Annotated in this window: 15 protein-coding genes and 1 riboswitch; of the genes, 5 read left to right on the top strand and 10 right to left on the bottom strand. The window is 37.6% G+C overall.

Going from position 1 to position 12,074, the window contains the following annotated elements; all coding sequences use genetic code 11:
• Positions 1-35: 35 nt before the first annotated feature.
• Entirely contained in the window at positions 36-251 is a 216-nt protein-coding gene (locus SJY16_RS03405) for a hypothetical protein (RefSeq protein WP_377887679.1), read from the bottom strand.
• 203 nt (positions 252-454) lie between these two features.
• Between SJY16_RS03405 and SJY16_RS03400 the strand changes: the two genes are divergently transcribed.
• The 3 genes from SJY16_RS03400 (at position 455) to SJY16_RS03390 (ending at position 2,748) form a co-directional block, all read left to right on the top strand.
• Complete coding sequence (locus tag SJY16_RS03400) at positions 455-1,714, top strand: tetratricopeptide repeat protein (RefSeq protein ID WP_377887678.1); 1,260 nt, start codon at positions 455-457, stop codon at positions 1,712-1,714.
• 17 nt (positions 1,715-1,731) lie between these two features.
• Positions 1,732-1,860 (top strand): hypothetical protein, encoded by a 129-nt coding sequence (locus tag SJY16_RS03395; protein WP_377887677.1) that lies wholly within the window; start codon positions 1,732-1,734, stop codon positions 1,858-1,860.
• A 102-nt stretch (positions 1,861-1,962) separates the two neighbouring features.
• The gene (locus SJY16_RS03390) at positions 1,963-2,748 is read left to right on the top strand and encodes an HAD-IIB family hydrolase (protein ID WP_377887675.1); all 786 of its coding nucleotides are present in this window, start codon (positions 1,963-1,965) and stop codon (positions 2,746-2,748) included.
• A gap of 22 nt (positions 2,749-2,770) precedes the next feature.
• Here SJY16_RS03390 and SJY16_RS03385 read toward each other — a convergent pair whose 3' ends face one another.
• The 5 genes from SJY16_RS03385 to SJY16_RS03365 all read right to left on the bottom strand — a co-directional run bounded on the left by SJY16_RS03385 (position 2,771) and on the right by SJY16_RS03365 (position 7,876).
• The gene (locus tag SJY16_RS03385; RefSeq protein ID WP_377887674.1) at positions 2,771-3,763 is read right to left on the bottom strand and encodes a Gfo/Idh/MocA family protein; all 993 of its coding nucleotides are present in this window, start codon (positions 3,761-3,763) and stop codon (positions 2,771-2,773) included.
• A gap of 213 nt (positions 3,764-3,976) precedes the next feature.
• Positions 3,977-4,264, bottom strand: a complete 288-nt coding sequence (locus tag SJY16_RS03380) for a hypothetical protein (RefSeq protein WP_377887673.1) — start codon at positions 4,262-4,264, stop codon at positions 3,977-3,979.
• 168 nt (positions 4,265-4,432) lie between these two features.
• Positions 4,433-6,706 (bottom strand): cell wall-binding repeat-containing protein, encoded by a 2,274-nt coding sequence (locus SJY16_RS03375; RefSeq protein ID WP_377887672.1) that lies wholly within the window; start codon positions 6,704-6,706, stop codon positions 4,433-4,435.
• A 166-nt stretch (positions 6,707-6,872) separates the two neighbouring features.
• Positions 6,873-7,367: a VanZ family protein gene (locus SJY16_RS03370; RefSeq protein WP_377887671.1), complete on the bottom strand. Its 495-nt coding sequence runs from the start codon at positions 7,365-7,367 to the stop codon at positions 6,873-6,875.
• 56 nt (positions 7,368-7,423) lie between these two features.
• The gene (locus SJY16_RS03365; RefSeq protein WP_377887670.1) at positions 7,424-7,876 is read right to left on the bottom strand and encodes an SRPBCC family protein; all 453 of its coding nucleotides are present in this window, start codon (positions 7,874-7,876) and stop codon (positions 7,424-7,426) included.
• Positions 7,877-8,229: 353 nt separating this feature from the next.
• Between SJY16_RS03365 and SJY16_RS03360 the strand changes: the two genes are divergently transcribed.
• The gene (locus SJY16_RS03360; protein WP_377887669.1) at positions 8,230-8,388 is read left to right on the top strand and encodes a hypothetical protein; all 159 of its coding nucleotides are present in this window, start codon (positions 8,230-8,232) and stop codon (positions 8,386-8,388) included.
• Here SJY16_RS03360 and SJY16_RS03355 read toward each other — a convergent pair.
• A complete protein-coding gene (locus SJY16_RS03355; protein WP_377887668.1) occupies positions 8,385-9,323 on the bottom strand; it encodes an arginase family protein in 939 nt (312 codons plus the stop codon). The two genes, SJY16_RS03360 and SJY16_RS03355, sit on opposite strands and share 4 nt — an antisense overlap.
• A gap of 189 nt (positions 9,324-9,512) precedes the next feature.
• Positions 9,513-9,603: riboswitch (cyclic di-GMP riboswitch) on the top strand.
• A 43-nt stretch (positions 9,604-9,646) separates the two neighbouring features.
• Between SJY16_RS03355 and SJY16_RS03350 the strand changes: the two genes are divergently transcribed.
• Entirely contained in the window at positions 9,647-9,784 is a 138-nt protein-coding gene (locus tag SJY16_RS03350; protein ID WP_377887667.1) for a hypothetical protein, read from the top strand.
• A gap of 106 nt (positions 9,785-9,890) precedes the next feature.
• On the opposite strand, the gene SJY16_RS03345 is transcribed toward SJY16_RS03350, so the two are convergent.
• From SJY16_RS03345 to SJY16_RS03335, 3 genes are all read right to left on the bottom strand, one after another.
• Complete coding sequence (locus SJY16_RS03345; protein WP_377887666.1) at positions 9,891-10,304, bottom strand: hypothetical protein; 414 nt, start codon at positions 10,302-10,304, stop codon at positions 9,891-9,893.
• A gap of 75 nt (positions 10,305-10,379) precedes the next feature.
• Complete coding sequence (locus SJY16_RS03340) at positions 10,380-10,517, bottom strand: hypothetical protein (RefSeq protein WP_377887665.1); 138 nt, start codon at positions 10,515-10,517, stop codon at positions 10,380-10,382.
• Positions 10,518-10,688: 171 nt separating this feature from the next.
• Positions 10,689-12,002: a UDP-glucose dehydrogenase family protein gene (locus SJY16_RS03335; RefSeq protein ID WP_377887664.1), complete on the bottom strand. Its 1,314-nt coding sequence runs from the start codon at positions 12,000-12,002 to the stop codon at positions 10,689-10,691.
• Between the last annotated feature and the right edge of the window lie 72 nt (positions 12,003-12,074).

The raw sequence follows: 12,074 nt of genomic DNA, 5'->3' as shown, positions 1-12,074 counted from the left end.
TGAGATAGAATTGAAAGAGTTTTACGATAAATAGTTTAAATGTCACATAATGGAGTTTGTTCTGAATGATGAGGAGTGAGGGGCGAATCAATAGAAGGATTGTAGGATGAAATTTCGCAAAGAAGAGCGTCATAAGAGGATTGAAGTTGAGAGTATCTAGCTTCTAATAAACTTTGTTCTTTTCTTAACGAGCCAATGATTTGAATCAAACTTGCGACAAGAGTTTCCATGTTCTTTAATCTGTCTTCCATATTTAACCTCCTTTTCTATGTTATAGTTTATATATAGCATACTATCAAAATCTTTGCACAATAAAACATTGGGAAACATGATTGCAAAATGAGACATTTATCACCGTTTTTCTTTCTATATTTCCCAACCTTAAATCTATTTTCATTTATTAAAATATTTAGTAAACTGTAATAGAATAGTTCTAGGAGAAAGGAAGCATCTCATGATTGGGGCAAAAATCCGGTATTTCAGGCAAATGAAAGGAATCACACAAGAACAGCTTGCCTCGGGAATCTGTTCGATCCCTTACCTAAGCAAGATTGAACATGGTCTAGCTCAGCCGAGTGAGGAATTAGTCGAGCATTTATGTAAGGAATTGGGAGTCTCTTTGGAACAGGTAGACGATGAAGATAAGATCAATAGGCTGCACGAAGATCTAGATACCTGGTACAAGGAGATGCGCCTTCGTAATTTTGATGAAGTAACATTAATTAAAAAGCGCATCGAAGAAGAGATTGATGGAGTAGAAGATCCAGACATGTTAACAAAATACCTCCTTCTCACCTTTAGGTATCACATCCTCTTCAAAGAAGCTGATAAGGCGAACGATATTTTAGAGAGGCTCTATCATGTTCAAGAAAGACTGTCTGAAAATCTTGAGTACTTCTACTACTATTTCCTTGGACTATATTATTATCAAAATGGCAAATTTAAAGAAGCGAATGAACAGTACACTAAGGCTCACAAGCTCCTTATTTCCATGAAGACGAATAATGCTGAATTAGCTGAGTTTTACTATCAGCAAGCACTTGTTCACAACAGAATTAGCCAAATTACACTATCGAATAATCTGGCTACTAGATGTCTCGACCTCTTTAATAAAGAGTATAACTTCAAGCGAGCTGCTGACACTGAGATTTTACTCGGTGTAAACAATCGCGTTATACTAAATTATGGAGAAGCTGAGCATCATTTCCAAAATGCGTTAAAATATGCCGAATCATTTAATGATAAGAGGCTTAAAAGTATTATTTATCATGATCTCGGCTATGTATTTTCTTTTCAGAATGATTCTGAAAAAGCATTACGGTACTATCAGTCTGGACTTCAGAACAACGAAGAGCATGAGATTGAAGATTCCTCTAAAACGATGTTTTTAATTGCTTCAGAGTATTATAAGATAAATGATTTTGACTTAGCACGTCATTGGATTGATGAAGGAATGAAGTTAGTAACAAAAACAGAATACCTTGAGTACATCTATCATTTTCAGCTACTAAGATTAAAGCTTGGTGATGATAGTAACAACCACGAAGAATTGCTTAAGGACGCTGTTAGTTACTTTGAAGAAAAGAACTATTGGATTCACGTATCAGATTATGGAGAAATGCTGGCAGATTACTATTTTAATAGTGGTCAATATAAAAGCGCCAGCTTTTACTTTAGACTAGCCAATGATGCTAGAAAAAAAATTATGAATTAGAAGGGAAGAAAATTATTATGAAAAAGTTTATCATTAACATGCTGTTAGTCGCTAGTGTAGGTGGTATCGTTCTAATGAGTGATCACGATAGAGTACCTGATTCTCAAGACCACACACCGGAAGCAAAAACTGAAGTAATCGCATAACACACGTAACCTGACGCTCATTGCGTCAGGTTATTTATTTGCTCTACTTTTAGGATTGAAGCTATACTAAAGAGTATATTTGAGACAAGGAGCGTGCTAAAAATGGCATTTTATATGTTCGACGTTGATGGGGTTTTGACCGATGAAAATGCAAGACCAGACCATGATGCAGTTAAGCTAGTCGAGGATGTAGCAAAAGACGGTCATATCCTTTCATTCATTACTGGCCGGTCTCGGGAATGGCTTTCAGAAAATTTGTTTCCACTCTTCAATAAGGAACTCGACTGGTCTTCACTCTATTGTGTAGCAGAGCATGGTGCAATCAAAGGACGAGGTACAGACATCTCGACGTGGAAACTGGACGATAATTTTGTTGTTGCTGATGATGTGAAGGCATCGTTGTATGATGTAAGCAAGCAACCGGAATTTAATGACCTTATCGAGTGGGATCACACTAAAGAGTCCATGGGGACGGTTGAAGCAGTTCACGGGGAACCTGGTGATCGAGAACACTTACAAAATACAAGGAAGGCGCTAAAAGAGTATGCCTCTAACATCGAAGCGATTTCTGAAGAATCCGGGAACAAAACCGTCGTATCTACTTACGGAGTTGATGTCATTCATCCAGATCTTTCGAAGAAAATTGGTGCTGAGTGGATAATCCAAGAAATCTCAGATGAAGAGATTAATGAAGTGTTCGTTTTTGGAGACAGCAGTGGAGACATGATCATGGCAGTAACAGCACGTGAGAAGAAATTACAAGACATCACATTTCATTGGGTCGGTGAAGGATCTGCACCTGAAGAGGACAGGATCAAGAGCGTATCAAGTTCAGCATCATTTTCAAGCGGAACGAAAGAACTATTAGAAAAGCACACTAGGTCATAATGGACCATGTGTGCTTTTCCATTTAGCTGATTGCAACTGGACTTCTTTTTTCAAGTGAAGCGTATGATGCCTCAATAACCTTCAAATTATTTACGGTCAACTCACCTGAATATGAAGGGGATTTACAATTCTTTACGCTATCTGCGAAGTGCTCCACCATCAACGTGTACTGGTCCCCATCGATTCTTTCATGTCTTATTTCTCCAGAGCTATCCATAACTTCAATCAACCCTTCAGCATTTGGTGCATCAGGACGATAAGCGAATGGAACTTTAATGCTTCCTTTTGTACCAAATACTTCATAGACGTTGTTCATTTGGCGCTCAAAGCTACAATCAAATGATGCGGTAACACCATTTGGAAATGTTAAGATACCATTTGCAGACAAATCCACCCCAAGGTTTGCAGGAACATTCCCTTCAGCAAATACTCTCATCGGCTCACTTCCAAGAATAAGGCGAGATGAATGTATACAGTAACAGCCAACATCCCATATACTTCCTCCACCAAGCTCTTTATTCAGCCTAATATTTTCAGGTCGATCACCGAGGTAAAAAGAAAACGTCGAGCGCATATGCTTAACTTCGCCAATTTCTCCAGAAGCGATAACATCTCTTACTTTATTGTGCTGAGGATGAAACTGGTACATAAATGCTTCCATAAAACAAACGCCATTTTCTTCACAGACTTGCACCATTTCCTCAGCATCTTCAACAGTGATTGCCGCAGGCTTTTCACATAACACATGCTTACCTTTTCTTGCTGCTTCTATTGTCCACTTTTTATGAAGAGTATTGGGAAGAGGAATATAAACTGCGTCGATCGTCTCATCTTCAAGCATCGCTTCATAGCTATCATGATAGCTTCCGATTTCCATTTCTTCGGAAAATGCTTTTGCTTTACCACTTCCGCTAGCAACGCTCACTACTTGAACGTTTTTCGATCTTCTCATTGCGGGAATCAACGCTTTCCGAGCAATATTAGCAGTACCCATGATACCAAATCTAATCGTCATACTATCCTCTCCTTTTCTCTATGTATTACACGTTTAGCTTAGCATAAGTTATCATTCGCTCAATTCAATATGCCTGTAAAATTTTCCTTTCGACTACCCCCATCTAGATTGCCGTAATCCCGAAACATTAAGTAATCCCTTTAATCCCCCCTTTTGATTATAAGGAAATTAAGAGCCGCTCTCCATTTGGAGAGCGGCTCTTTGATTATCTTCTTATTTAGAAAAACGTCTGATCACTTCGATTAATTCAGGACGAATGTGCTTCTCAAGATCGCTGATCTGAGCTTCATACCGATACTTCTTTTCGATACGATGCTGGTGTTTGCTGTTCTCGAGCATCCAATGCAACCACTCATCATCACCAGTATCATGAAAAGACTTGTCTTTGCTATGCTCATCATATAAATCTGATAACAACTGACCTAGCTTTTTTTCAGGATGCTGTCTCCAATAGGTTCTTAACGCATCACATAGAATTTCTATTTCCTGTTTATCGTGCATTGAATCACATCCTTAGAGGTGAGACTATAATGTATTAGTTTCCCTGATTACTGTAGATTAGCAAGATTGTTAACAAATACCTTCTAAAAAGCATAACACAGAAATAAAAGTTTTACACTTTTGTTTTCTAGTGAAAACCCACTTCCTTTTAGGAAAGTGGGTTGCACATTAATTTAAGCTTTTTTGTATCGTTTCAACTGATTGATTAGAGATAGCGCCTTTTCCACCCAGAAGATAGACATTTGTTGAATGGCTATCCTTCCTTAAATATTCTTCTACTGATTTTGGTAATTTTTCATTCTGTGTTAGAAGAACAGGAGCTTGCATTGCTGCAGCTAATGATGAACCTGGTAACGCATCGATAAATACATCACCGTTAGCAAAGAACACGTTTGATGCTGCGAAATCATATGTTTTAGCGATTTCAACACTTGTTTCATAACGATCTTTTCCAGATACGCGGCTAACAGTTAGACCACTCTGATTCATATTTTCTTCAATCGCGTTTGAAATAACACCCTTTCCTCCGATCAATGTCGCTTTTTTCACATTGACTGTATGAAGGTAGTTTTCAGTTGAATCACTTAACTTATTCTCAGGTGTTAATAAGATTGGAATCTGTGAAGCTGCTGCGTATGAAGCAATTGAAAGTGCATCAGGTGAAGAATCACTTCCAGAAGCTAGAATAGCTTGATTATAGTTTCCTACTTCCTCTGCAACTTCAACGGCTGTTTCGTAGCGATCTTTTCCGCTAACTCGTTCAACATCCTGCACATAAGATTTCTTCTTCAAAGCTTCTTCAATACTTGAAGAAACAGCACCAGTTCCGCCAAGAATATAAACCTTTTGAGGCTTTAAACGGTTTAGCTCTTCTTCTACACGTTCATCCATGTTAGTAGATGGTGTTAATAGTAAAGGTGCATTGTATTTTTTCGCTAATACACTTCCTGTAAGTGCATCGATTGCTACATCTCCACGACCGATAACTGCAATATCTGATTGGTTTGCCCAACCGAATTGAGAAACAGCAACACTCGTCCCATAGCGATCCAAACCAGACAGTCTTTTACTTGATACCACAGTGCCCTCTTGAACTAGCCCTGTACCTGAGTAGTAGAAATCAAGAATTTGATCGTAACTACGACCTTCTTTCGACTGCTGATATGCACCGTATTGACTCATTCCGATGCCATGACCAAATCCGCTACCGTGCACCGTGAAAGAATCGGCTTTTTCATCGACCTTCTTAACATAAGGCCCTCTCATAATAGAAGTACCAATCATAAAACGTATGTTGTAAGAGGTATCCTTAATTTCCTCGTTATGTTCTTTTATTTCTCCATTCTCCATCACAAATCCGTTAGGTTTTTTAACGAAATAACTAAATGATAGACTTCCTTTTAAAACATCATCAGATTCAAATGGTGGTAGAGTAAATGCTATGTCTTTTATTTTTGTGATTTTAATCTCATCTTTAGAATCGAAGCCATATTTGCTAACGAGTCTATTTTTGATGTTTTGGATTTCTTTAGCATCCGTATCTAATTCAGAGATATTATTCCACCAAGATTCTGGCTTTGTTAAATCCAATTTAGATGTATCGATCTGCTCTTTACCTAATGTATATTTCCAATTATCGTAAGGAGTGTCAATTCTCTCATCATATGGATCTGCTTTTCCTTGAAGATAAGAAACCAAGTCACTACCCCATGCATTTTTATTAGATAAGACTCTTCCTCCATTTGTGGAAGAATAATAGGCTCCGATATAATTTCCATTGCCATTAGAGGATTTCAAAACTTTTCCAGTAGTCTCATCAACTGCACGGTTCGTTGTAGAATACCAATCCATCCCTTTATATACTTGACTCATTGTACTATCAGTAAAAGGGTATTTTTCTGAATCTTTTTCTTGATTAATCATATCTACCTTAGCAAAAGTTCGTGCTGCAACCGCCTGTGCTTTCAATGCTTCTTGACCACCATGATCTCCCCAATAAGGCAACATCTCACTTGGAACGACACCCTTAAGATAGTCCTCCATAGGCAATGTGTTAATTGGTCGGATGTAGTTTCCTTCTACCGTCATCTCAATTGCACCTAGATAGCTTTTATCCCCTAATTCTATGTAACTATCTTTCGCACCTGTAATGGTAGGAACCAACTTCATGCTATCGCCGAAATTTCCAATCTTTGAGTTTTCTTTGTAAAGAACGACATCGCCAGATTCAGCTTTTACTTTGAACTGATGATCATCTTTACTTTGAATGTCGATATCACTACCATCTACGTGGTAGCTACCATTCACGTTAAAAGAAACTTCTGTTTTGTTCTTGATAAAGTTTACTAGTCTCACAGAAACTTGGTCCTCTGCTGCCTGAACATGTTGGACCGACAAAGACAGTGCTAAAATACCAACTAAAAGTGAAGTGAAAAATTTCAAATCCCTTTTCCCCCTAAGTAATTTGTCGGAAAATAGTTTTTCCTTTTACAACACTTTAGCATAATTTCGACATTTAGAATGGCAAAAATGACAAATCTTACATAAATAACACAAAAATACCTATAAGAAGCATCCTTATAGGTTCTTTTTTACTATAAAAGTTTCTTCAGCCCACTACTTTTCCTTTCATAGTTAAGATGTTGTTTTTATTAAATACGAATGATAGAAAAAGATATAAAGCAACTCCAAAAAACCCTCCAGCTCCATCAACAAAGACATCCATTAGCAGTGAACTTCTTTCCGGAATGAAGGCTTGTACCATTTCGTCAATTACAGCAAGTGCATAGATACTGGCTACTACCACGACGACTTTGAACATACGTGATCTCATACGTATGAGCGCCATTAAGAGGAATGATGCAAAACTATACATGAAGAAATGTCCTAATTTCCTTATCAGAAAGTACAGCACACCTTCTTCTCCATTTCTCTCTATGCTTATCTCTATATGTCCGTAATGAATAACCACAGGTAAATACCTATTATAATTGGGGAGTAGCTCCCCTAGAGGATAATGGAGGACAGCAGCAGTTATGATTGTCATTCCAAGACCTATGTAAGTTAAAAACAACAGTAAGCCTAAACTACTCAATATTTTCATCGTTATCGTCCTCCCCATTAAACGTTAAGAGTATTGCCGGGAGGAGCAAGTGCTATTCAATTTTCTTCAGCGATAGCCTTTAATGTAGTAGCCCTCTTATGAAGAAAACGATGCATATATCGCTTTAAAAAGATTACATTCGCAATTGTACCGGCAATTCCAAAAGGAGCTTTATAAATAAATTGGTCAATCATCAAGGTTACTCCGTCCATTTCTTCAAACCTATGAGTATGTACAAATGAATGAAAAGCTCCTGCTACCATTTCATCAATAAACCAATCTGGTCTATTCATCGCAGTCACTTGAGCAGTCAACGTTTGCTTCACTCCTAAATGTGTAGCCTCCCAAGTTACAAAATCTCCAACCTCTAATAACCCGCTTGTAACTCCACCGATCGCTTTTTCGTTTGTTTCTTTTGTACTTTTCATATGAATATCGATATCTCTAGCAAGATCAAAACACGTTTCAATTGGAGCTTCAATAAATGTTTCCAGATAAATGACAGGCATTGCGCATCCTCCATTATTTTTTCTCTAGTGATCCAATAAGTAAGCTTCTCTTTAATTCTATCCATTTCTATACAGCCATTGTTCAAAGCCCTGCCGAATAGATTATGGAGAATAATTTAGAAAATGAAAAGAATACCTTTCTACTCTTCTAAGTTTGGTGCTGTTACTTGCGCTTTTCTTTTCTCGTTACCTCCTTTTGGTTGATTTTAGTTTAAGCTCATGAGACGTTTTCATGTACAAAATTAAATTTTTATAATATTCAGCAAACATACCCACAAAACTATTTTCACATTTCGAAAGTATATTATAAGGGGCTTTTTGCCATTATTTATTTAATTAAAGGGGGAAGGGTCATGAAGGATTCATTTATCATGCTTGCATCACTTTCTGAAAGAAGATACAAAGAATTAGTACTTGAATTTGAAGAAAAACTTGACCGCGATCTCTCCGAAAGTGAAAGAGATTTCATTGAGTATTTAGTAGAACGTCAAATATCAGAACATATGCTTTAATAGTCATCCTTTCTTTTGCGCTCACATAATCCAGATAAAAAATTCAGCATGACGTACACACCTTGGTTAACCGCCTCTTCTATTTCCAATGTCTCTTCATCATAAACAATTGTGAAACATACTGTTTTTGAGGCAAGTCCAGCAAGATAGACTGATTCGATCAGTTCGGTAAACATCATTGAGCCCATTGACTGAGATAACACGTCGAAGACGTTCATATTTACTGTGACGTAGATCATATCAACTTGATTACTCATCACCTCAATGACTTCTTTTGTTGTTCGTATAACCCCTTTTTTACGCATCTCTGGTAAAGGGGTATATGTCATACCAGCCTGAAGAGCTTCTTCCATAGTCGATTTGCAATTTGTAAATCCATGTATACCAATAACATGCATGCTCTCTATGCCCTCTGAACATGCTAGAGATTTAATCAGTTCTTTATCTAGGTTATTACTATATTGTAAAACACCTATTTTTTTCTCCGAATCAGATCTCTTTAACCCCTCAAGTAATGATCCATCGACACTTTTCTCGACTCCCACACACACCGGTAGAATATGAGAATGATGACTTCTCATTTCATACATGACTTTCTCTATAATCTTACTCACTTGATTTCCGTTTGGCTGTCTTACATTACCTAAATCAGCAAAGCGAAGGTCTTCCAAAAAGATATCTTTCTCAAGATGGTACGTCTTGACATCCCGCCATGCTTTTCGATAGTTACATATAAGGTTATACGAGGAAGTGAACATGTTGTGCAAGCTAACTACAGGAATGCCAAGAAATGCAACATCGATCTTTCCCCAATCAATCGCTCTCGTACAAGGTAAAGTTTGTACCCATTCACTTACAAGAGAGGTTCTAACCTTATTTTTAGTTACAGAGAAGACCATAGGTCTTTCAAGCATTGGATAAGGATAACGAACCATAACGAACGACCCTCCTTTAATTATTGCGTTTTAAGGTTGGGAAACTTTTTATGATGCAGGAGTTTTATGAATGATTAAATAAAACAATTTTCCCAATATACAGGTCTATTGGATTAGGTTATACTATTGATGAGGTCAAATTTCGACAAGATTTTTTTAAAAAGTCTTCACAGCAACTGTCATATATTCGTACGAGAAAGGCAAAACCATTGAAAAGTGGTGACGCAAAGCTAGAGGGACTTCTCGGTATTAGCATTCCGAAAGTCAGCCAGCTGCCGAACACGTTCTCCAGTCGATTTATGGCAACATAGGGGGAGAAAGATATGAAGGGAACCTGGTCGACACCGGAAGAAATTAAATATAAGAAAGAACGGAAAGAAAAACTTATTTATATCCTCATACCAATCTCAGCTATTTGTATTGGTGCTTTGATTGCATTGCTAACACAATTAACGTATTAACACCACTGAGCCTTCCTTTGACGGGCTCTATTTATATTATGTATGTGATAACTAAGTACAACTATAAACACATAAAAAAGAAGCTGATTTCATCAGCTTCACGATTTCACTTTGGAACAGAATCTTTTTGTAAGGTTTTAAAAAGGTATTTAATGCCCTTCATCGCACCTCGCAAAATAAGATAGACGCCAAACAAAACAACAAATCCTTTCAACCCAATAACGGCATCTTCGAACTCCATGTTTCCTCTACCCGTGATCTTCTGTTGGATCTCAATTGCAAATACGACGACTAACAGTACTGTAAACGTATAAATAAATGAGATAGACGTAATACTCCATTTAGAAAGCAGCCTAAAAGCAAGTTGAACGAAGATAAATCCAATCATCCCTAGTATTCCGATCACCCAGAAATGTAAATCTTTATCACTCGCTACAAACCCTAAACCGTAGACAACTTCAATAAGAAGATCGTGAAGCTCATTTACTATGGCAACGATTAATTTTATTAGCCCCTCCATTAGTCACGTTCCTTTTCATGTGTAATTCACTTTATTCTAGAGAGAAGGCGACTAGAAAAACAAGCGTTTTTTTTGCTATGTCTGTGAGTTAAGTTCTTGTTCATTAACTGGAATATTTGTCATATCCTCTCCACAATAAGGACAAATCCACTCACCATGCTGGTTACTACTATAAGAAGGTTTATCACAGTGGATACATATTTTTTCTACCACCTTATCACCTCACTCCGCCATGTCATTATAACAATTTAAACGATTCCATATACTCACAATAATTTTACCAAAATACGGTAATATTTCAAGGGCAACCTTATGACATTATATTACAAAAATATATAAAAAAGCAGGTTTACACCTGCTTTCTACTCACTTGTTTGTAATTGGTTATAATGAATGACTTACCATTGGTCTTCCAATTGAAATATAGGTGAGCTCGTATTCAGACGCTTTCTCAAGACTATAGCAATTCCTTCCATCGAAAACGAGAGGGACATTCATTAAACGTTCGTAAGTAGCCAAATCAAGTGATTTCACTTCTTCCCACTCCGTTATAATAAAAGCTGCATCTGCATTAGAAATCGTATCTTCTATCGTTTCACAAAACACAACCTCTTCGGGCAAGAATGATCGAGCATGAGCGATTGCAACCGGATCATATGCATAAACCTCCGCACCTTCTTTTATAAGAGTCTGAGCGATAGGAATAGAAGCTGCCTCACGCATATCGTTGGTGTTCGGTTTAAATGCTAGACCGAGAAGTGCTATTTTCTTATTTCTCAACTGGCCCATCACGTCTTTTGCTTTTTCGACAAGCTTCATTTGTTGAGCATTATTTACTTCAATGACCGACTTAAGTAACGTAAAGTCATGACGATTGTTTCCCGCAATCTGGACAAGCGCATTTGTATCTTTCGAGAAACATGAGCCCCCGTAACCGATTCCAGCGTTCAGAAATTCATTGCCAATCCGATGGTCTTTCCCCATTCCGGCTGCGACATCTTGTATATTTGCCCCCACTTTTTCACATATGTTTGAAATCTCATTGATGAAACTGATTTTGGTGGCTAAAAAGGCATTAGAAGCATATTTAATCATTTCTGCACTCTTTATATCCGTTCGGTAAATAGGAATGCCGAAGGGAAGGTTGATCGACTCTACAATTTCTCCCGCTTCTTGGTGATCTGCTCCGATAACGATACGATCACCGTTAAACGTGTCATAAACCGCTGACCCTTCCCTCAAGAATTCTGGATTGGAAACGATATGAACATCAATTTCAGAAGAAGAATGGTCGTGCATAATCTCCTTTATTCGATCATTTGTCCCCACCGGCACAGTACTTTTCGTGACAATAATTGCATTGCTAGTTAATGAATGAGCTATATCTAAGGCAGCTTTATCGATAAATCTAAGATCTGCTGTACCATCTGACTGTTGAGGAGTACCGACCGCTATGTAAATAACTTCAGCATTTTTGATTCCAGAATGATGGGACGTTGTAAACATTAGGCGGTTCTCATCTATATTCTTTTTCATAAGTTCTTCTAGGTTTGGTTCATATATAGGCGATTCCCCTTTAGACATCACCATCACTTTTTCGTCATCCATATCAATACAGATAACGTGATGTCCGATTTCTGCAAGGCTCACTCCAGTAACAAGACCAACATATCCAGTACCGATCACTGCAATATTCACATGGGGTCCTCCTCTACTATGTACTTGTATCTATTATTAGAATATCTTTGAGATTATGTAGCAATTTCGTTT

The organism is Alkalihalobacillus sp. R86527, from assembly GCF_042466185.1.
Lineage (GTDB): Bacteria > Bacillota > Bacilli > Bacillales > Guptibacillaceae > Guptibacillus.
This window is presented reverse-complemented; position numbering and strand designations above follow the sequence as displayed.

Excerpts from the sequence above, each read along its gene's own strand:
- SJY16_RS03405 (WP_377887679.1), bottom strand. The coding sequence starts at position 251 with ATGGAAGACAGATTAAAGAACATGGAAACTCTTGTCGCAAGTTTGATT.
- SJY16_RS03400 (WP_377887678.1), top strand. The coding sequence starts at position 455 with ATGATTGGGGCAAAAATCCGGTATTTCAGGCAAATGAAAGGAATCACA.
- SJY16_RS03395 (WP_377887677.1), top strand. The coding sequence starts at position 1,732 with ATGAAAAAGTTTATCATTAACATGCTGTTAGTCGCTAGTGTAGGTGGT.
- SJY16_RS03390 (WP_377887675.1), top strand. The coding sequence starts at position 1,963 with ATGGCATTTTATATGTTCGACGTTGATGGGGTTTTGACCGATGAAAAT.
- SJY16_RS03385 (WP_377887674.1), bottom strand. The coding sequence starts at position 3,763 with ATGACGATTAGATTTGGTATCATGGGTACTGCTAATATTGCTCGGAAA.
- SJY16_RS03380 (WP_377887673.1), bottom strand. The coding sequence starts at position 4,264 with ATGCACGATAAACAGGAAATAGAAATTCTATGTGATGCGTTAAGAACC.
- SJY16_RS03370 (WP_377887671.1), bottom strand. The coding sequence starts at position 7,367 with ATGAAAATATTGAGTAGTTTAGGCTTACTGTTGTTTTTAACTTACATA.
- SJY16_RS03365 (WP_377887670.1), bottom strand. The coding sequence starts at position 7,876 with ATGCCTGTCATTTATCTGGAAACATTTATTGAAGCTCCAATTGAAACG.
- SJY16_RS03360 (WP_377887669.1), top strand. The coding sequence starts at position 8,230 with ATGAAGGATTCATTTATCATGCTTGCATCACTTTCTGAAAGAAGATAC.
- SJY16_RS03355 (WP_377887668.1), bottom strand. The coding sequence starts at position 9,323 with ATGGTTCGTTATCCTTATCCAATGCTTGAAAGACCTATGGTCTTCTCT.
- SJY16_RS03350 (WP_377887667.1), top strand. The coding sequence starts at position 9,647 with ATGAAGGGAACCTGGTCGACACCGGAAGAAATTAAATATAAGAAAGAA.
- SJY16_RS03345 (WP_377887666.1), bottom strand. The coding sequence starts at position 10,304 with ATGGAGGGGCTAATAAAATTAATCGTTGCCATAGTAAATGAGCTTCAC.